The 20,777-nt window shown below is 39.6% G+C and carries 19 protein-coding genes and 2 other annotated features; of the genes, 3 read left to right on the forward strand and 16 right to left on the reverse strand.

Translation table 11 applies throughout. The features are described 5' to 3' along the window. Positions 1-14: 14 nt before the first annotated feature. Positions 15-890 carry a DegV family protein gene (locus O3798_RS07190; protein ID WP_371464099.1) on the reverse strand — a complete coding sequence of 292 codons (876 nt, stop codon included), beginning with the start codon at positions 888-890 and terminating at the stop codon, positions 15-17. A 192-nt stretch (positions 891-1,082) separates the two neighbouring features. Here O3798_RS07190 and O3798_RS07195 point away from each other — a divergent pair, with 192 nt between their 5' ends. Both O3798_RS07195 and O3798_RS07200 read left to right on the forward strand, forming a co-directional pair. Then, complete coding sequence (locus O3798_RS07195) at positions 1,083-1,940, forward strand: DUF368 domain-containing protein (protein ID WP_371464100.1); 858 nt, start codon at positions 1,083-1,085, stop codon at positions 1,938-1,940. 543 nt (positions 1,941-2,483) lie between these two features. Beyond that, on the forward strand, positions 2,484-2,750 hold the full coding sequence (locus O3798_RS07200) for a hypothetical protein (RefSeq protein ID WP_371464101.1): 267 nt from the start codon (positions 2,484-2,486) through the stop codon (positions 2,748-2,750). Positions 2,751-2,799: 49 nt separating this feature from the next. Here the strand turns inward: O3798_RS07200 and O3798_RS07205 are convergent, their stop codons facing one another. The 15 genes from O3798_RS07205 to hpf form a co-directional block, all read right to left on the reverse strand. Next, the gene (locus O3798_RS07205) at positions 2,800-3,045 is read right to left on the reverse strand and encodes a type B 50S ribosomal protein L31 (RefSeq protein WP_048713517.1); all 246 of its coding nucleotides are present in this window, start codon (positions 3,043-3,045) and stop codon (positions 2,800-2,802) included. Positions 3,046-3,152: 107 nt separating this feature from the next. After that, positions 3,153-4,172 carry a tRNA (adenosine(37)-N6)-threonylcarbamoyltransferase complex transferase subunit TsaD gene (gene tsaD / locus O3798_RS07210; protein WP_048713519.1) on the reverse strand — a complete coding sequence of 340 codons (1,020 nt, stop codon included), beginning with the start codon at positions 4,170-4,172 and terminating at the stop codon, positions 3,153-3,155. Between the two features lie 10 nt (positions 4,173-4,182). Beyond that, positions 4,183-5,271: a ribosomal protein S18-alanine N-acetyltransferase gene (gene rimI / locus O3798_RS07215; RefSeq protein ID WP_371464102.1), complete on the reverse strand. Its 1,089-nt coding sequence runs from the start codon at positions 5,269-5,271 to the stop codon at positions 4,183-4,185. After that, complete coding sequence (tsaB, locus tag O3798_RS07220) at positions 5,255-5,986, reverse strand: tRNA (adenosine(37)-N6)-threonylcarbamoyltransferase complex dimerization subunit type 1 TsaB (protein WP_371464103.1); 732 nt, start codon at positions 5,984-5,986, stop codon at positions 5,255-5,257. Before tsaB ends, rimI begins: the two co-directional genes overlap by 17 nt. Before the next feature lie 18 nt (positions 5,987-6,004). Then, positions 6,005-7,489, reverse strand: coding sequence for a UDP-glucose--hexose-1-phosphate uridylyltransferase (locus O3798_RS07225; RefSeq protein ID WP_371464104.1), 1,485 nt, complete (start codon positions 7,487-7,489; stop codon positions 6,005-6,007). Between the two features lie 34 nt (positions 7,490-7,523). Next, positions 7,524-8,972 carry a proline--tRNA ligase gene (gene proS / locus O3798_RS07230; RefSeq protein ID WP_371464105.1) on the reverse strand — a complete coding sequence of 483 codons (1,449 nt, stop codon included), beginning with the start codon at positions 8,970-8,972 and terminating at the stop codon, positions 7,524-7,526. Between the two features lie 51 nt (positions 8,973-9,023). After that, positions 9,024-9,227 (reverse strand) — a binding site (T-box leader). Between the two features lie 36 nt (positions 9,228-9,263). After that, a complete protein-coding gene (locus O3798_RS07235; RefSeq protein WP_048713535.1) occupies positions 9,264-9,605 on the reverse strand; it encodes a MazG nucleotide pyrophosphohydrolase domain-containing protein in 342 nt (113 codons plus the stop codon). A gap of 81 nt (positions 9,606-9,686) precedes the next feature. Then, complete coding sequence (locus O3798_RS07240; protein WP_371464106.1) at positions 9,687-10,400, reverse strand: methionine ABC transporter permease; 714 nt, start codon at positions 10,398-10,400, stop codon at positions 9,687-9,689. Next, entirely contained in the window at positions 10,393-11,418 is a 1,026-nt protein-coding gene (locus O3798_RS07245; protein ID WP_048709653.1) for a methionine ABC transporter ATP-binding protein, read from the reverse strand. The genes O3798_RS07240 and O3798_RS07245 overlap by 8 nt, the downstream gene beginning before the upstream one ends. Positions 11,419-11,510: 92 nt before the next feature. After that, the gene (locus O3798_RS07250) at positions 11,511-12,362 is read right to left on the reverse strand and encodes a MetQ/NlpA family ABC transporter substrate-binding protein (protein WP_371464107.1); all 852 of its coding nucleotides are present in this window, start codon (positions 12,360-12,362) and stop codon (positions 11,511-11,513) included. Between the two features lie 128 nt (positions 12,363-12,490). Further along, positions 12,491-12,727 (reverse strand) — a binding site (T-box leader). Positions 12,728-12,888: 161 nt separating this feature from the next. Beyond that, positions 12,889-13,776, reverse strand: coding sequence for a permease-like cell division protein FtsX (ftsX, locus tag O3798_RS07255; protein WP_048711769.1), 888 nt, complete (start codon positions 13,774-13,776; stop codon positions 12,889-12,891). Then, a complete protein-coding gene (gene ftsE / locus O3798_RS07260) occupies positions 13,766-14,452 on the reverse strand; it encodes a cell division ATP-binding protein FtsE (protein WP_371464108.1) in 687 nt (228 codons plus the stop codon). The genes ftsX and ftsE overlap by 11 nt, the downstream gene beginning before the upstream one ends. A 330-nt stretch (positions 14,453-14,782) precedes the next feature. After that, positions 14,783-15,905, reverse strand: a protein-coding gene (gene prfB, locus O3798_RS07265) for a peptide chain release factor 2 (protein WP_371464109.1) whose coding sequence is annotated in 2 segments (ribosomal slippage) — positions 14,783-15,832 and positions 15,834-15,905 — 1,122 coding nt in all. Because the reading frame shifts where the segments join, the coding sequence is not laid out codon by codon here. A 54-nt stretch (positions 15,906-15,959) separates the two neighbouring features. Further along, a complete protein-coding gene (gene secA, locus O3798_RS07270) occupies positions 15,960-18,404 on the reverse strand; it encodes a preprotein translocase subunit SecA (RefSeq protein WP_371464110.1) in 2,445 nt (814 codons plus the stop codon). 313 nt (positions 18,405-18,717) lie between these two features. Further along, positions 18,718-19,260 carry a ribosome hibernation-promoting factor, HPF/YfiA family gene (gene hpf, locus O3798_RS07275; protein ID WP_371445714.1) on the reverse strand — a complete coding sequence of 181 codons (543 nt, stop codon included), beginning with the start codon at positions 19,258-19,260 and terminating at the stop codon, positions 18,718-18,720. A gap of 391 nt (positions 19,261-19,651) precedes the next feature. Between hpf and O3798_RS07280 the strand changes: the two genes are divergently transcribed. Continuing rightward, positions 19,652-20,746, forward strand: coding sequence for a glycerol dehydrogenase (locus tag O3798_RS07280; protein WP_371464111.1), 1,095 nt, complete (start codon positions 19,652-19,654; stop codon positions 20,744-20,746). The last annotated feature ends 31 nt before the right edge of the window (positions 20,747-20,777 follow it).

Genomic DNA, 20,777 nt, shown 5'->3' on the forward strand with positions numbered 1-20,777 from the left:
GGTTCCCCCACTCTTTATTTTTCTAAATTCTTTTCTTGTACGATATCCCACGAGAACCCTAGGGCACCTTCACCAAGGTGAGTTCCTACTACAGGTCCAAAATACGATAATGAAGTGCGTAATTTAGGATATTGTTCTTGCATTTTTTGTCTCCAAGCTTCACCAGCTTCTGGAGCATTCGCATGGATGATGACTAATTCATAGCCGTCACCATCTGTTGTTCCTGTTTCGTCCGCGAATAATTGTTCAATTCGTTTCATCGCTTTTTGTTGTGTACGAATCTTTTCAAAAGGAACGATTTTCTTATCAACGAATGTCAAGATTGGCTTAATTTTCAACATAGAACCCACTAAAGCAGCCCCTGCTGATAAACGTCCACCACGTTGCAAGTTGCTTAAATCATCAACGATAAAGTAAGCTGTCGTACGATCTACAAGACGTTGAACTGTTTCAACGATTTCTTCTGGTGAATATTCTCCAGATTTCACCATGATAGCGGCTAGTTTTACTGCACGCGCTTGTGGTGCACAACTAATCTCTGAATCGATTGGATAAATGGCTATTTCGTCTTTCATATCTTCGGCAACAGCCACACATGTTTGGTAAGTTCCACTAATTCCACTAGAAATAGTAATAGGAATAATAGCGTCATAATCTTTTGCAAGTTCGTGGAATAATTCGTATGTTTCCCCTACAGCTGGTTGTGTACTTGTTGGAAAGACTGGAGAGCTTTTTACTTTTGCATAAAATTCTTCAGCAGTAATATCAATCTCTTCTCGATAAGTTTCTTGTCCGAAAATAACAGACATCGGCAATACGTAAATACCATATTCGGCATATTCTTCTTTTGTTAAGTAAGCCGTGCTATCTGTAACTACAGCAATTTTCATCCATTCAACTCCTTTCAGTTTGAAAATTTAGATTGTTTAAGTCATAAAAACTATAAACTTTCACCCTTCAAGTATAACAAAAAAGCGTTTAACACGCAATGAATGGAAAGTTTTCCTTAAGAGACTTAACATTACTTGCTCATCTTTCAAATTACAGTATAATAGAAGACAGAATTATTTATTGGAGGTACTATGGAACAAAGATCAACTCAACATCAATTAGATAAACAAAAGAAAAACGATTGGTTCTTACGATTCATTAAAGGAATGTTCATCGGGTCAGGATTTATCCTCCCAGGTGTCAGCGGTGGTGCACTTGCTGCTATCTTTGGACTTTATGAACGCATGATTGCTTTCCTAGCAAACGTCACAAAAGACTTCAAGAAGAACGTATTATTCTTCTTACCAGTCGGAATCGGTGCTCTTGCAGGCATCGTAGTTCTATCATTCGGCGTAAGTTACTTACTTGGAAACTTTGAAACAATCATCCTTTGGTTCTTCATCGGATGTATCGTCGGAACAATCCCTGCTCTTTGGAAAGAAGCTGGAAAAGAAGGTCGCTCAACACGCGATATTATCATTCTACTCGCGTCATTTATTGGCGGATGCGTACTTCTTTATTTAGGTGAAAATGCAATCGGCGGTAGCGTGGAAGCAAACTTCTTCACTTGGATGATTGCTGGTGGATTAATTGCTTTAGGAATTATCGTTCCTGGACTTAGCCCATCAAACTTCATCGTATATATGGGTATGTACAAACAAATGTCAGATGGTTTCAAAACATTAGACATGAGCGTAATCCTTCCAATCGCATTAGGTGGACTTGTGACATTAGCGCTCTTCTCAAAACTTGTACACTACATCTTTAAGAAAGCTTACCCACAATTATTCCACTTCATTTTCGGAATCGTGCTTGCTTCAACTGTAATGATCATCCCAACAAACTACGCTGGATTTGATATCGTTCAATACCTTGCTTGCGTTGTGATGTTAGGATTCGGTACATGGCTTGGCGCATTCATGGCAAAACTTGAAGACACATATAAATAACATTTCAAACAGCTTTGCGTCTCGCAAGGCTGTTTTTTTATGCCTAATATTAACATATTTGTTAATTTCCACTCTTACTCCATGATGTAACATTTTTGTTACCTAACAAAAATGTTACATCTGCTCTCCTCATAAAACGCACACACTCTATTTCTTCTCCCTTGCCGTTAGCCTCGAATAGAACTTTCAAACTCTCTCCTCGAGTAGAGTTTTATGCCAAGAAGGCGATTATGGTAATGCACGAAAACACTAAAAGAGAATTCGCTTATCAGACATTTATTGAAACCATAGCGGGGAATCATATCGAATGCGAATTAAAAGCCGTTATGGATTTATCCATTACGGCTTGTTTGAGGCTTCGAAGGAGAAAGACTCCAAGGCTTTCTCCGGTATCCCGCTATTTTGTTTCAATAAACAATGACTGATAAAAAGAATTCTCTTTCCTCATGAAACGCACACAATCTATCCCTTCTCTCTTGCCCTTTGTCGAGAATAGAACTTGTACACTCTCCTCGAGTAGAGTTTTATGCTAAGAAGGCGATTATGGTAATGCTCAAAAACATTAAAAGAGAATTCGCTTATCAGACATTTATTGAAACCATAGCGGGGAATCATATCGAATGTGAATTAAAAGCCGTTATGGATTTTATCCATTACGGCTTGTTTGAGGCTTCGAAGGAGAAAGACTCCAAGGCTTTCTCCGGTATCCCGCTATTTTGTTTCAATAAACAATGGCTGATAAAACAGAATTCTCTTTTTCACACCATCCCTGCTAATACCATAATCGCCGCCCTTGGCGGTTATTACTGAATTTTACGCACAAAAAAACTCTCTCGAAGTGAGAGAGTTTGTAAAGTTCTTATTTGAGACCGTATTTTTTGTTGAAACGATCCACACGTCCGTCTGCTTGAGTGAATTTTTGACGACCTGTGTAGAATGGGTGAGAATCAGAAGTGATTTCCACACGTAGTAATGGGTATTCGTTTCCGTCTTCCCATACAACTGTTTCACTTGAAGTCTTTGTTGAACCTGATAAGAATTTGAATCCTGTAGTTGTATCCATGAAAACTACTGGACGATATTCTGGGTGAATTCCTTGTTTCATTTCTATTCCTCCTGCCCTGAATTATTTGCTAATCCAGAGTTATTTATTTTCGCATGCATAATGCAACACGAATATAATACCATGCTCAAATTGAATTTGCAATAGTTTTATTCATCCCCTAATTCAAGTCCGGGAATTGCGTTTAAATCCATATTTGCAAAGTCTTTTTGCATGTATTTTGTATAGGCTGCAGCACCAATCATCGCCGCATTATCCCCGCAAAGAGACAATGGCGGGATGGAAAATGTGACTGCTGGGTAGTGTTCTTCCATCATCTGCGTCATCGCTGTACGAAGCCCCTTATTAGCAGCTACTCCTCCTGCTAACACGAATTGTTTTACAGGATAGGCTTCCAGAGCACGTCTTGTTTTTTCGACAAGAACTTCTACTACACTGGCTTGGAAACTTGCGGCTAAATCTTCAGGGACAATCTCCTCACCTTTTTGTTTGGCGTTATGCACACGATTGATGACCGCCGATTTCAATCCACTAAAACTGAAATCAAAATGGTCTTCATGAATCATCGCGCGTGGGAAGTCATAAGTATCCGTTCCAAGATGAGCTAGTTCGTCCATTTTCTTTCCACCAGGATATGGCAAGTTCAGAATACGACCAATCTTATCGTAAGCTTCCCCTGCAGCATCATCTCTTGTTTCTCCGATAATTTGGAACTCGCCATCTTCTGGCATATACACAAGTTCCGTATGTCCACCACTTACTACAAGCGCCATTAGTGGAAATTGCAAAGGTTCCACAAGTTGGTTGGCGTAAATATGTCCTGCCATGTGGTTCACTGCTATCAGTGGTTTTCCACTCGCTAAAGCTAAGGCCTTCGCTGCAGAAATCCCAATTAAAAGAGCACCGACAAGTCCTGGACCATACGTCACCGCGATGGCATCCATGTCATCCAACGTCTTTCCTGCTTTTGCAAGAGCCTCGTCAATGACTTGTGTAATTTGTTCGACGTGATGGCGGCTGGCAATCTCTGGCACAACTCCACCAAAACGCATATGACTTTTAATTTGAGAGGCTACAATATTTGAAAGGATGGTGTTCCCGTTTTGAATCACGGCTGCACTTGTCTCATCACAACTACTTTCAATTGCTAGAATCAATGTTTCTTTCATATTGCTCCTCCTATCTTTGTTCTATTTCTAAGCGATATTCAATTGCATCTTCAACTGGATCACTGTAATAATCACTTCTCGTGTGGAAGGCTTCGAACCCAAGAATTTCATATAAGTATTGAGCACGCTTGTTGCTTTCACGTACTTCTAGGAAAACAACTTTCACGTCTTTTTGCTTCAAATCGTATAAGGCCATTTGCCATAAACGTTGCGCGAGACCTTTACCTTGATAGTCTTTCGCAATCACGATATTCGTAATCGTTGCCTCATCTAATACGCTTTGGACTCCAAGGAATCCAACTAGTTGGCGTTGCATCCATACTCCGTAATACGCGTTTGTTGGATTTTCTAAATCGGCAAGGAAACTCTCGGCACTCCAATTATTTGGATGCTCGTAATTTTCTTGCACTAATGCGACTAATGCCTCTGCCATCGCTAAATCAGCTGGATGTAATCTTGTAAATGAATACTCTGATGAATGGAATGAAGACGGTGTTTTTGGCGGTAATGCATAGAGCATTTCCACGGCATCTTCATTTTCAGGAGTGTAGTAATTTTCCTTTGTACCAACAACTTCGTATCCATTTTTACGATAGAGCTTAATGGCTTTTGTATTCGACACGCGGGCTTCGAGCGTAATTTCTTTCTTGTCGAGCGCGCGGGCGATTTTTTCTAATGCTTTCAATAATAAAGTTGCGACATTCAAGAAGCGATAATCGTGTAGTACAGCAACATTCGTGATATGTAAATCTGTTCCCTCTGTCGTTCTCGCTCCGATGAAACCAACGATTTCCTCTTCCACTTCCAGCACAATATAAATGGCAGCTGGATTATGTGCGACGTCTTTTTCAAGAACGTCCTTTGCCCATGGAGACTCTCCGTCATAGGCCGCTTTTTCCACTTCAAAAATGCGAGTGGCATCTTCTGGAAGACCGATTCTGATTTTAGCCTGAGCCCCATTTCCAAGAATCACTCTTTTTTCAAAGTTCTCAAACTGGTCGCGAATCGGATCCGGATCCATCTGTTGCGCTTCTTCTAAAAACAGTGCTTTGATTTTTTCAAACCACTGCATGAAGCGTTCTTTAAACTCGTTCCACATACACTGACCCCTTTTCTAAAGGATGCTCAGCTTGCCAATTTTCTTCTGCTTCTGCCAGTTTCAAGTACATTGGTACGAAGACGTCCGCGTCAACAGCTTCCTTATTTCTTCCTAATTCGATAAGCGATGTTGCGTGAGGGATAGCATCACTTGCTTCAAGCCACTTCGCCTCACTCGCTCCTTTTTCTACGATTGCTTCTTTTGTAATCGACTGTAATTGTCCTACAAAAGTCACTCCCGCTGCATGTTCCGGCAACACTTTCAAGAAATCATCCCATGAAATATGTTGTTCCGCGATCACCTTTTTAAAGCCTTCATCAGTCTTTTGATAACCTACTGCGAAAATATTTCCACGTCTAGCATCAAAAAACGGCACAACGACTTCTCCCACTTCTACTTTAGAAGCAAGGTTCGGTAAAAAGACGTCGAGACTGGAGACTCCCACAAGTGGAATCCCCAGACTCTTCGCTAGTGTTTTTGCAACGGTAACGCCAATTCGAAGTCCTGTATAAGAACCAGGACCTTCAGCAACAACGACCTTTGTTAAGTCTTTGGCTGTAATGCCTGCTTGGTTAAAAACGGCTTCGATGGTTGGCACAAGGAGAACACTATGTTGCAACGTATTCTCAATCGTCTGTTCAATAATGGTACCGTCTGTCAGTTCTACAGCGACCGATAATGTCTTATTCGATGTATCAAGTGCGAGGATTGTCATACGGCACTTCCTTTCTAACTATTTCGTAAATTCATGCATGAAGGCGCTGAACGCTTCTTGGCCTTCTTTTGTTTGTTTAAAGACGCCTGCATATTCTAACACGCGGCAGAATTTTGCACTAACCGCTTTTTGTAAAAATGCGTCTACAGTTTCTTTGGTTGGTGCTTGTGCTTTTAATTCTTTCGCCCATTCTTGGTGAATTTCTGCAACAGCTTCAAGACTTCCTTCTCCAACGAGATAGTCTCTCACTTCGCGAAGTTCACGTTCTAGACGTGGCGGTAAAATCGCAAGCCCCATTACTTCAATTAAACCGATATTTTCTTTTTTAATATGTTGTACATCCGCATGTGGGTGGAAAATTCCATCAGGAAACTCCTCTGTTGTACGGTTGTTACGTAATACTAAATCAAACTCATACGCATCTCCTTGACGTCGCACAATTGGTGTAATCGCATTATGCGGTTCGCCGTTTGATTCACGTAAAATTTCAAAATCTTTGTTTTCGTAGTTTTCCCATGCTTTTAGAATATCAACCGCCACTTCAAATACTTCCTCACGGTTATTCCCGCGAAGACGAAGCGCAGAAAGCGGCCAGTAAAGGCGTTCGATTTCAACGGTGTCAAATTTCTTAGAAATCCCAGTTTCCAATACTTTAGCACGGTTCATTGGGAATACGTAACGTCCTCCTTGATAGTGGTTATGACTTAAAATCGATCCTCCAACAATTGGAAGTCCTGCGTTTGACCCTACAAAATAATGCGGGAATTGTGTCACGATTTCAAGGAGTCGGCTAAACGCTCCCTCGTCCACTTTCATTGGTTCTAGGTTTTCAGACAAGAAGATGGCATGCTCAGAATAATAAGCATATGGAGAATAGTGATACCCCCAAGACTCTCCGCCAAGTTCCATTCCGACAATACGGTGGTTAGCGCGACCTGGCCAGTTGATACGACCATGGTAGCCTACGTTTTCAAAGCAAAGACGGTTGGCAGGATAATTGAAATCCTTCGACTGCGCTGCTTTGATGATTTCTTCTTTTGTTTTTTCCGGTTTTGATAAGTTAATCGTGATTTCTAAATCGCCATACTCTGTTTCTCCATTAAAGGAAATATTTTTAGCGATATCCTTCACCTTAATTAAGTTTAAATCAAGCGCGATTTTATAAAACGCATCGGTCGCAACTTTAGGACCTTCTTCGTATTTATCCCAGAATAGACGGTTTAATTCAGAAGGCTTTGGAATCACAAGGTTCATTAACTCTTGTTCCAACCAGTCGCGTTCTTCAGAGTCGTTTTCAATCTTCCCACTTTCAACGGCAGATTCCACTAAGTTTGCCATCGCATCTAATAAAGAAGGTTGCGCCACCTCTTTCGAACTTTCAAAAGATTCTTCTCCCACTAAATAAAGCACGCGATTTAATAAATAGTAACGGTCTTCTTTTGAAACATACCCTGAAGCAATCGCACTATCTACAAATTCTTGAATGGCCTTATTGATTTTCATAATCTTGTCCTCCTACCAACTAGTTCCTAATCGATTAATATGCACGAGCAATCCAAACCGTATGAGTGGCTGGTTTACCAGTTACGATACATTTTTCTTTTTTCACTGGAGCGTTAAATGGAATGTTACGAGTTGTGAAGCCTGTTTCTTCTTTGATTTTCGCTTCACTTTCTTCTGTTCCATCCCAACCAACTAATACCCAACCAGGTACTTCTCCAGCTTCACGTTTAGCTTCGATATGAGCTTTCAACTCATCTAAAGTATCAATGTTTGTATATTCGTTAGACGCACGCATCGCACGAGCTGTTTCTAACAGACGGCCTTGCATTTTATCTAATTCAGCTAAGATTGTATCTACTAAACCGTCGAATCCTACCGCTACTTTTTCATCTAAGTCACGCATTTTTGTCATCACTTGATTGTTTTCTAAGTCGCGAGGTCCGCATTCGATACGCATTGGCACGCCACGTAATTCCCACTCATTGAATTTGAATCCTGGAGAGTTGTCAGTGTCGTCAATCTTCACACGTAATCCAGCAGCTTTCAATTCTTTTTGAAGCTCTTCTAATTTTTCTAAGATAGCTGGATTTTTCTTCCATGGTCCAACTGGAATTAAGACTACTTGTGTTGGAGCTACTTTTGGAGGTAATACTAATCCTTGTTCGTCACCGTGCGTCATGATTAATGAACCGATTAAACGAGTCGATACTCCCCATGAAGTTGTATGCGCGTGTACGTGTTCGTTTTCTTTTGTTAAATATTTGATATCGAAAGCTTCAGCGAATTTTGTTCCCATGTAGTGAGAAGTTCCCGCTTGAACAGCTTTACCGTCTTTCATCATCGCTTCGATTGAGTAAGTATCTACCGCGCCTGCGAAACGTTCTGAAGGAGTTTTTTGTCCTTCATAAACCGGCACTGCTAATACGCCTTCTACAACTTCTTTGTAGATATCTAACATTCTCATTGTACGGCGACGTGCATCTTCTTCATCTGCATGTGCTGTATGCCCTTCTTGCCATAAGAATTCTGAAGTACGTAAGAATGGTAAAGTTTTCTTTTCCCAACGGAATACGTTCGCCCATTGGTTGATTTCATATGGAAGGTCACGGTATGAATTGATCCAGTTTGAAAAAGCTGTTCCAATCATTGTTTCACTTGTTGGACGAAGCGCTAAACGTTCTTCTAATTTTTCACCAGCTGCTTCTGTCACCCATGGTAATTCAGGAGCGAATCCTTCAATGTGGTCTGCTTCTTTTGTGAAGAAGCTTTCTGGAATTAACATTGGGAAGTACGCATTACGAATGCCTTCTTCTTTGAAACGACGGTTGAACTCCTCTTGAATATGTTCCCAGATTTCATATCCGTCTGGTTTGAAAATCATACATCCACGCACTGGTGAATAGTCCATTAAATCTGCTTTTTGAATGGTTTGAATATACCATTTAGAAAAATCTTCTCTTTGTAAGTTTGTTTTTTCTGCCATCTGCTTGACTCCTTTTTCGTTTTTTGTGAAATAAAAAAAGCCACTCCCCTAAAAAAGGACGAATGACTCGCGGTACCACCTTAATTACACTTACGTTGTAAATGTCTCTTTAACATTGATAACGATGATTTCACCGGATTATTTTCATAATCACCTATTTGGTAGGTTCAGTTAAAGAGCGGGGGTTCTTTCTCAGCAATCAGAACTTTCTGTACCCATCATTTCACTTACTTTTCCATGTCCTATCGTACTCTAAACAAGGGTGGAAAGCAAGTGTTTTCTTGCTGTAAACTAGTCGTATTTTGCTGTCTTTTGAAGAAACTCTACTAAGTTCGTTGTATGGTTATATTTAATAGCGGCACTGAGGTCTTTTTCCAAGATGACTTTTTCTAAATCAATGCCGTTTACAGCGGCAATCGCAATCGTATAATGGATGACATCTGCTAGTTCTTTTGCAAGTTCAGCTTGTACTTCCTCAGTATTCCCATCTTTTCTACCGTCACGAATACTAATTTGCTCTGCCACTTCTCCAATTTCTTCGACTAATTTAATAAAGAGCCCTTGGTCAGTTTTTCGATTATTATAGACATCTGCTAAATACTCTTCATAAAGTCTTACGGTTAATCCTGACATCTAATCACACTCCAATAAAATAAGCAATAGACAGTGAAGTCTATTGCTATTTTACATCATTTAATATGGAAGATAAAGAAACTATCGCTTATCAATAGCTTTAGTCGCACGGTCTCCAATAATTTGGATAATAAATACCAAAATAAGGATGGCTACTGTAGCGACAAAGATGATATCTACTTTGTTTCGTGTATAACCAATGAGGTAAGCTAAGTTTCCTAATCCTCCCGCACCGATAACACCAGCTACTGCTGTAGAACCGATTAACGCGATTGCCGTTACGGTAATCCCTGATACAAGTGCTGGAAGTGATTCTGGAATCAGCACTTTTGTAATGATTTGGCGGGTATTTGCCCCCATTGATTCTGCCGCCTCGATGACTCCTGACGGGATTTCATTTAACGCGATATCCACTAAACGCGCATAAAATGGCGCTGCACTGATGATCAATGTTGGAATTGCCCCTTTAGGCCCTACAATCGTTGACATGATGGCTTTTGTAAAAGGCATCAATAATGTTAGTAAAATAATAAATGGAATCGCACGGAAAATATTAATGATTCCGCTTAAAATAAGATGAACCCATGTATTTTCAAGACTGCGACCCTTTCCTGTTAAGAAAAGAAGGAGTCCTAAAATTAATCCAATGACAAATACATAGAACGTTGGAATGAAGGTCATATAGAGAGTTTCATTAATAGCTTTAATGACATCAGGCCATACAACATTCTCGAACGAAAACATTTCTCTGAAAAGTTCATCTAGGCTTGCTGATGCTAAAAATAGATTAAACATGCTCTAACACCTCCACGATAATTTCTGCTTGTTTAAGATATTCGATGACCTCTTCTGCTTTTGAAGATTCTTCCTCAATCAAAATAATCATGCTTCCTAATATCCCTTTTTGCGTAATATTTACCTTCGCTTGTAAAATCGATACTGTTGCATCGAGTTTACGAATCGCTTCAGATAATACGGCGTCTCCTGTACGGTCGCCTAAATACTGAATACGAACTGCTACACCTGGGCGAAGGGACGTTGAAAGATGATGGAATACCTCATCGATTTCATCATCCACACGTTCTTCTCCCACGAATTGTTTTGTAATTGGTTGTTGTGGATTTTTGAAGACTTCAATCACTTCCCCACTTTCCACTACTCGTCCTTCTTCCATCACGGCAACACGGTGGCAAATTTGACGAACGACATGCATTTCATGCGTAATTAACACAATCGTTAACCCTAGTTCTTGGTTGATTTCTACTAATAATTTTAAGATATCTTTTGTTGTCTTAGGGTCAAGTGCACTCGTAGCTTCGTCACATAAAAGGACTTCTGGATCGTTAGCTAACGCACGGGCAATCCCTACTCTTTGCTTTTGTCCCCCAGAAAGTTGTGATGGATAAGATTTTTCACGTCCGGTTAGTCCAACTAAATCGATTAATTCGGCTACCTTAGCTTTACGCTCGGCTTTTGGAACGCCTGCAATTTCAAGTGAAAAAGCAATGTTTTCTTCGACTGTTCTCGACCATAAAAGATTGAAATGTTGGAATATCATCGCGATTTTTTGACGCTCTTTTAAAAGCTCTTTGCGTTTTAAGGTTGTAATGTCTTTTTCATTAATATAAATATGGCCACTTGTAACTGTCTCAAGTCCATTTAACAAACGGATTAATGTACTTTTACCCGCACCTGAAAAACCAATCACTCCAAAAATTTCGCCTCTACTAATCTCTAACGAGACATCTTTTACAGCTTCAACCGTGCCTTGTTTCCCAGTATATGTTTTGGACACGTTCTCTACTCGAATCATTGTTTCACTCCTTAATGGTCAAAAGGGAGCGGAAAGTACAAGGCTTTTGGCTTTGTATCTTTCCACTCCTCTTGTTCTCTTACTATTTTTTATTATTTCGCAGGAATTACAGAACCATCTGTATATTTTTCGTTGATGAATTTACGGATTTCATCACTTTGTAACGCTTTGATTAAAGCTTGAATTTTTGCTTTATCTTTATCAGCAGGTTTTACAGCGACTAAGTTAGCGTATGGTGAGCTTCCATCTTCTAAAGCGATTGAATCTTTCACTGGTGAAAGTTTAGCATCGATTGCGAAGTTTGAGTTGATAATCACTGCATCCCCTTCATTATTTTCGTAAGTTGATACTAACAATTCAGGTGCGATTTCTGTTTTGATTTGGATATTCTTTGGATTTTCAGCAATGTCGCTTAATCCAGCAGTTACAGGGTTCACGCCATCTTTTAATTTAATTAATCCAGCTTTTGTGAAGAAGCTTAAGAAACGACCTACTTCAGCAGGGTTTGTTGATGCATATACCACTGCGTTATCTGGTAATTCTTTTAATGATTTATATTTCTTAGAGTAAATTGCCATTGGTTCGATATGAACGTTCCCTACAGAAACTAAATCTTGGTTATGTTCTTTGTTGAATTTATCAAGATATGGAGTGTGTTGGAAGTAGTTTGCATCCGCATCTCCTCCGTAAACGATGTTGTTTGGTGTTACGTAGTCGTTTACGATGTTGATTTCTAATTTGTACCCTTCTTTTTCTAAGATTGGTTTAGCAGCTTCTAAGATTTCAGCGTGAGGTGCTGGTGAAGCGACTACTTTAATTGTTTTGTCTTCTGCTTTTGCAGCTTCTGTAGTGCTTTCTGATTTTGCTGTGTTGTTTCCACAAGCTACTAATGCTGTTGCTAAAAGTCCGAATGTTGTTGCTTTGAATAATTTATTAAATTTCATGTTATAAGTCCCCTTTTTGGTTAAATGATTGTTCTTTGTTTGGAAACCACATGCGCGCTTCGTAATTTCCAACAGATGGTTGCTCTGTCCACTTTGGTTTGGGCCATAAAAAAAGCTTCCCTCTATACACTAGAGGCGAAGTTTTCGCGTTACCACTCTAATTCCGATAAACCTCACAGTTTACCGTTCCAAAAGTACGTTGCATAATGCAAGATACCCTTGTACGTTATCGAGTACAAATCGCAAAAGCTTCATCACCTTTGTTGCTCCCAGACCATTTTCAATAAATTGCCCCGTATCCTTTCCCACCAACCGGATTCTCTTTAACGTTCTTCTTTATTTACTTATCTGTTCATTGCATTGTTTTATCTGATGAAATTACTATAAACGATGGCCCTATTCTGAGTCAATACGAAACTCGTTATTTGATTATACCTGTTTTTCAGAACTCGTTATAACTTTTGTGCATATGCTCTTCAACAAAAAAAGAAGGAGCACAATAACGCACTCCCTCTGCATTTTTTGATTATTTTTTTAAGAACTTTCTCATTGAAAGAACTGAACCAAACGCACCGATAAGAACACCGATGGCAACCATTCCTGCTGAAACATAAATCAAGAATGGATTTGGATCGAGTAGGCTAAAGCTTGATCCAGAGAAGAAATCTGAACCGCCTTTATACACCCATAGGTATACAGACCATACTAATCCGATTGGGATAATTGAACCGATTAATCCAATCATACCGCCTTCTAAGAAGAATGGCCAACGAATGTAAGCTTTTGTCGCCCCTACCAGACGCATAATTTCGATTTCTGTTCTACGTGCGTAAATCGTTGCACGAATGGTATTTGAAATTAAGAACATCGCTAATGCTAATAGTCCTAAAATCACAACTGCCCCAATATTACGTGCTGTTGCAATAATACGGAATAAGTTATCCGCACGAGCTTCCCCGTAACGAACACGCGCTACATAGTCCATTCCTTCGATTTGTTTCGCAATAGCACTTGTTTTTTGTGGTTCCACTGCTTTTACGTCGAATGCATTACGAAGTGGGTTTGCATCATTTTTAAATAATGATAACTCTTCCCCGAAGTTCTTTGTTACGTCTTCTAACTCTTCGTCTTTAGAACGGAAAGTGATAGACTCAACGCCATCTAAGGCTTTAATTTTTGCTTCTAATTCATCTGTTTTTGTTTGGTCAGCTGCCAAATCAATAAACACACGTACGTTTACGTCATTTTCAATATCTGAACCGATTTTATTCACGTTAAATAGAAGTGATACGAACACCCCTACGATTAATAAGATCATTGATACTGCAGAAACAGCACCAAATGTCATCAATCCATTTCTGAAAAGACTCTTGAAGGCGTCACGTATATGACGACCCATGGTTCTAATCTTCATATCCGTATTCCCCCTGTTCTTGGTCACGTACAATTTGACCATTTTCAATCGCAATTACACGGTGCTTTTTCTCGTTAACGATTTGGCTATTGTGTGTTGCCATTACGATTGTTGTTCCTTGTTCGTTGATACGTTCAAGGATATCCATAATTTCCATTGAAGTTTCTGGGTCAAGGTTCCCTGTTGGCTCATCGGCAATTAGGATTCCAGGTGTATTCACAATTGCACGAGCAATCGCTACACGTTGTTGTTCCCCACCAGATAATTCATTCGGGAAATTGTTCATACGGTGTTTTAGGTTTACTAACTCTAAAACGTCTTCTACACGGCGTTTAATTTCACGAGGTGATTTTTCAATAACCTCCATCGCATATGCCACGTTTTCAAATACTGTTTTATGTTGTAAGAGTTTAAAGTCTTGGAAGACAACTCCTACATAACGGCGTAGGAATGGAATTTGACGATCTCTAATTTTCATCAAATCATATTTACCTACACGAATTCTACCTTTAGTCGCTTTTTCTTCGCGATACATCATTTTAATGAAAGTTGATTTACCTGCACCAGAAGGCCCTACTACATAAACGAACTCTCCATCCTTAATTTGGATTGATAAATTATTAATAGCAGTGATGCCTTTATTATATTTCTTAGTTACATTCATCATTTCAATCATAAACTCACCAGCTTTCTAATCCTTCGATATTTTAATCCTCCCTATTATAGCACCCAAATATTACAACCCCTTCACATAAGATTACAGAAATATTAAATTAAGGATACGAGGAAAAGCGGTTAGAGGCGAAGACGGTTCGCGGTTTTGACGCAAGCGGTCAGAATGACCGTGCGGACAAAACACGAAAGGCTTGAGCCTCTGCTTTTCCGAGTTCAACTACTCAGGATACGGAAGTTTCATCCCATAATAATACAGTTACTTAAAACGAACTTAAAACAATTTGCCTTCCAACAGTAAAACACCCAGCTCTCACTAGGTGTTTCTCTACTATTATTCTTCAGTTGCTTTCGTTCCCTCAAGCGTCCATTTTAAATACGCATCCATAAACGGATCCAAGTCTCCATCCATGACCGCACCAATATTTCCTGTCTCATATCCAGAACGTAAATCTTTTACCATTGAATATGGATGGAATACATAGTTACGAATTTGAGAACCCCAGGCGATATCCTTTTGCTCTCCTCGGATAGCTGCCAATTCTGCTGCCTTCTTCTCCTCTTCTAATTGGAATAATTTTGCCTTCAACATCGCCATCGCTTGATCTCTGTTTTTAAATTGAGAACGTTGCGCCTGACTCTGCGTTACGATTCCAGTTGGAATATGCGTAATACGAACCGCAGAAGACGTCTTATTAATATGTTGTCCACCGGCACCACTTGCACGGTACACATCCACTTTTAAGTCATCTGGATTAATTTCAATATCAATATCTCCGTCCATTTGTGGAACGACATCCACTGAACAGAATGATGTGTGACGTTTCCCAGCCGCATCAAATGGAGAAATACGAACGAGACGATGCACGCCTTTTTCAGAACGTAAGTACCCGTATGCATTTAACCCTTCAATCGACAAGGTTACAGATTTAATCCCTGCTTCATCCCCATCTTGATAGTCCACTGTTTCAACGCGATAGCCATGTTTTTCAGCCCAACGCATATACATACGTAGGAGCATGCTTCCCCAGTCTTGCGATTCCGTACCTCCAGCACCTGGATGGATTTCCAAAATCGCACTGTTCTTATCATGTGGACCGTTCAGCAACATACTTAATTCGTACTGTTGCAAGTCCTTCTCGAGAGCCTTTATCGCTTCAACGATTTCCGCATGTACTTCTTCATCTGGCTCTTCTTTATACATTTCAAATAACAAACCCGTCTCTTCATGCGCTAATTCCATTTTATGGAAAGTATCATAGATAGCCTTTAATTCATTATTCTTTTGAATGACTTGATTCGCTTTTTCGCTATCATCCCAAAATGATGGTTCAGACATCTCTTGCTCGTAGGCTGCTATATCTTCTTCTAAGCGATCTAAGTCAAAGAGACCTCCTATAACTGATGATTTGTTCGTTCATGGCTTCAAGCGCATTTCTAATTTCACTAATTTCCATATTGACCTCTTTCTAAAAGAAAACGGCGAAATGCTTCGCCGTCTCCCTTTGTTATTAAGCTTTTTCTGAATCGTCGTCAGAAGTTCTATCATGACCTGTAGCCACTACACTACGAACTCCTTGTATTTGTTCACGTTGTAAGTTTTGACGAATTTGAGATTTCATCAAGATACGTGTTACATCATAGTCGATTGCAGCAATCATTTGTTGGAATCGTTCGTAACCTTCTGTTTGGTACTCTGTTAATGGATCGATTTGAGCGTATCCACGTAAACCAACGCTTTGACGTAATTGGTCCATATCATCGATGTGATCTGTCCACTTACGGTCAACCACACGTAGGATAACTACTTTTTCGAACTCAAGCATTTGATTGTCGCCATTCAATTGCTCTTGTTTTTCTTTGTAGATTTCCATTGCTTTTTCGTTTAAGATGCCTTCGATTTCAGCAGCTGATTTGCCTTCTAAATCGCTAATTGAAAGTTCATCTGGAGCACAGATTGAGTTGTGAGCAAAGTCCACAATCCCTTCTAAGTTCCACTCTTTTTGATCTGTCAATGTATGACTTTCCACAACACGGTGAATTGTACGACGGATCATACCTTTTGTCACTTTTTCAAGTGATTGATCTTCATTAATAATTTGTAGACGTTGTGAGTAGATGATTTCACGTTGTTCACGCATAACCTCATCGTACTCTAGGACGCTTTTACGAGTATCGTAGTTGTTCCCTTCAACACGTTTTTGTGAAGATTCTACTTGTCTTGTTAACATCTTGCTTTGGATGAAGTTATCGTCGCCTTCATCTGTTAAGTTTAGACGTTCCCAGATTGCTTGCATTTTTTCTCCACCGAAACGCTTCATCAAATCATCTTCTAATGATAGGTAGAATTGTGTTGCACCTGGGTCCCCTTGACGTCCACTACGTCCACGCAATTGGTTATCGATACGACGGCTTTCGTGACGTTCTGTACCGATTACGCAAAGTCCACCAAGTTCTTTCACGCCTTTACCAAGCTTGATGTCAGTACCACGTCCGGCCATGTTTGTCGCGATTGTTACAGCGCCACGTTGACCAGCTGACATGATAATTTCTGCTTCTTTAAAGTGGTTTTTCGCATTTAATACTTCGTGCGGAATTCCTTCTGCACGTAGTAAGTTAGATAGCAATTCACTTGTTTCAACGGCAACCGTACCGACAAGGATTGGTTGACCTGCTTCATGACGTTGTTTGATATCTTGAACAACCGCACGGAATTTACTACGTAATGATGGGTAGATTAAATCGTGACCATCGATACGTTGAATTGGACGGTTTGTTGGAATCGCAATAACGTTCATGTTGTAGATTTCTCTGAATTCTTCTTCTTCAGTCTTCGCAGTACCTGTCATCCCTGACAATTTACGATACATACGGAAGTAGTTTTGGTAAGTGATTGTCGCCATTGTTTTAGACTCGTTTTCAACTTCAACGCCTTCTTTAGCTTCAATCGCTTGGTGAAGACCATCTGAGTAACGACGACCTTCCATAATACGTCCAGTAAATCCATCAACGATTTTAACTTTACCTTCATCCACCACATAGTCGATGTCGCGTAACATAATGTAGTTCGCACGTAAAGCTTGGTCGATATGGTGAACAAGCGCTGAGTTATCCACGTCATAAAGGTTTGGTAAGCGGAATGTTTGTTCAGCTTTGTTAATCCCTTCGTCTGTTAATGAGATTGTCTTAGAAGTTAAGTCGATTGTATAATCTTCTTCCTCTTTTAATCCTTTTACAAACATATCTGCACGTTGGTATAACACTGTTGATTTTTCAGCTTGTCCTGAAATAATCAATGGCGTACGCGCTTCGTCGATTAAGATTGAGTCTGTTTCATCGACAACTGCGTAGTTTAATGGACGTTGTACCATTTGTGATTTATAAACCACCATGTTATCACGTAAGTAGTCAAATCCTAATTCACTGTTTGTGCTGTAAGTGATGTCTGCAGCATATGCTGCACGTTTTTCTTCTGAAGACATTCCTGTTAAGTTTAACCCTACAGTCAAGCCTAAGAAGTTATATAACTCACCCATTTCGCGAGCGTCACGAGAGGCTAAGTATTCGTTAACTGTTACTACGTGAACGCCGTCTCCTGATAATGCGTTTAAGTATACAGGCATTGTCGCTGTTAAAGTTTTACCTTCACCAGTACGCATTTCCGCAATGTTACCGTCATGAAGTGTAATCCCACCCATGATTTGAACTTTATACGGGAATAAGCCTAATACACGTTTAGCTCCCTCACGTACTAAAGCGAATGCTTCTGGAAGTAATGCATCTAAAGACTCCCCTTGAGCATATCTTGCTTTATATTCTTCTGTTTTTACTGAAAAATCAGCATCTTCTAATGCAGACATTTGAGATTCTAACGCAATTACTTTATCCGCTAGTTTTCCTAAACGACGTAATTCACGCTTATCATTTTCAACTAACTGTCTCAAAAAATTTGCCATTTAATTAACTCCTTTTTTATTTTCACCATTATTTTTAAATCGGTGAACATTTTAAATCTCATAAAAGTACTACAAATAGGTGGCTACACCTATTGCATCTTATTTATTCTACCATTGTTTCGCTAATTAAGAAAGCAAAAAAAGGCGACTTTTTTCAAAGTCACCCGATTTTTTTACATTTTTACGTCAAAGAAACCCAATTTCCTATCCAAACGGAAAGTTGTTGTTGCTTTAACTCCGTTTTCTTTCCGCTAAAACTAGCGCCATTTCTATTCACAAAAAAGGTGGCTTAAAAAAGCCACCTAAATTTTTATTAATTTGTTTCAATCAAACCATATTTTCCATCTTTACGACGATAAACAATGTTTGTTTCGTTCGTTTCAGCATCTTGGTAAATAAAGAAGTTATGTCCTAACATGTTCATTTGAAGAACAGCTTCTTCGCTATCCATTGGTTTCAAATCAATTCGTTTTGTACGAACGATTTCTAATCCTGTTTCGTCCTCTTCAGGCACTTCTGGAAGTGGTGGTAACACAATATCGAATCCTTTTTCACGAGATTTACGATTGATTTTTGTTTTATGTTTACGAACTTGTCTTTCAAGTTTATCGACTACCAAGTCAATACTTCCATATAAATCAATTGAAGTTTCCTCGGCACGTAGAACTAAATAAGGAAGTGGGATCGTAACTTCAACTTTTGCAGTCTTTTCAGTGTAGACTTTCAAGTTGACATATACAGTCGCATTAGCAACGTCAGTAAAGTATTTTTCTAATTTGCTAATTTTCTTTTCTGCGTATTGACGAATCGCTTCTGTGACCTCAATATTTTCTCCACGGATATTATATTTAAACATAATACTCTCCCCTTTCATCTGGAAAACCAGATTTGAAGAAATACCCTAAGGACCACTCTTAGGAATTGCTTCGTTTGATTTCTATAGTTTTATTATAAAGCATGCACAGGGGTTTTACAACCGTTTTCAAGAATTCTTTCATTAAGAATTGTTAAGGAAAAACGGTATTTTTGAGGACTTTTCTTTGGAGATATTTTGTTTTCATGAGATGAAACATCATACAGCATTGAAGATTAGAATCATTCCCAATAAAACTCTCTATCACTAAACCCTCTCTTCCCTCTTTTGTAAGTCTCAGATTTCTAGTTAAAACAGCACAAAATCTCCATTGACAGAAATCGTTTTCAACGATATAGTGAAATAGTAAACAAATTATAAAGGAGTTATGGTTATGGAAAAAGTATTTGCTAGTCCGTCTCGTTATGTTCAGGGGAAAGATGTTCTTAAAACTGGTCTTTCTCACGTGTTGGCTCTTGGGAATCGGCATCTCCTTCTTTGCGACCCTATCGTTTATGATTTAGTCGGTAAAGAACTAGAAGAAAATCTCGTAAAAGAAGGCGCGTTTGTTCTTCGTGAAATCTTCCATGGTGAAGCAACCAATGACGAAGTTCGCCGCGTTGCTGAAGTTGTGAAGGAACATCAACTAAACGTAGTCATCGGCTTAGGTGGAGGTAAATCGATCGATACAGCCAAAGCGATTGCGGATGACTCAAATTGTCCGGTAGCGATTTTACCAACAATTGCTTCAACGGATGCTCCAACTTCTGCCCTCTCTGTAATTTATTCAGCAGAAGGCGTGTTTGAACGCTATCGTTTCTACAAGAAAAACCCAGATTTAGTATTAGTTGATACAAAAGTCATTGCCAATGCTCCTGTTCGTTTATTAATCTCAGGAATTGCCGATGCGCTTGCTACTTGGGTGGAGGCTCGTGCAGTCATCGAAGCACAAGGCGGCACAATGGTCGGTCAAGTGCCAACGATTGCCGCAGAAGCCATCGCTCGTGTCTGCGAAAGTACTTTATTCGAAAATGGTCTACAAGCCGTTGCAGCAGCAAACGCCAAAGTGGTTACTCCATCTTTAGAAGCTGTTGTAGAAGCAAACACCCTCCTCAGCGGTATCGGTTTCGAATCGGCTGGTTTAGCAGCAGCGCATGCCATCCATAACGGATTCACTGCCATCCATGGAGACATCCATACTCTCACTCACGGTGAAAAAGTAGCTTATGGTACATTGACACAACTGTTACTAGAAAATCGTCCAAAAGAAGAACTCGATAAATACATTACTTTCTATAAAGCGCTTGGATTACCAACAACGCTGAAAGAAGTGAAATTGGATTCTGTATCGTATGAAGACTTACTCAAGATTGGATCTCTTGCTACACAAGAAGGCGAAACTATCCACCAAATGGTTGTTGACTATACTGCCGAAGATGTGGCAAATGCTCTTCTTGCTCTTGACCAATATGTCACTACAAGATTCTAAAAATGACTAGGTAGAAACCAATAGCCCAAGC

This window comes from Granulicatella sp. 20925_1_45, assembly GCF_041433555.1.
Lineage (GTDB): Bacteria > Bacillota > Bacilli > Lactobacillales > Aerococcaceae > Granulicatella.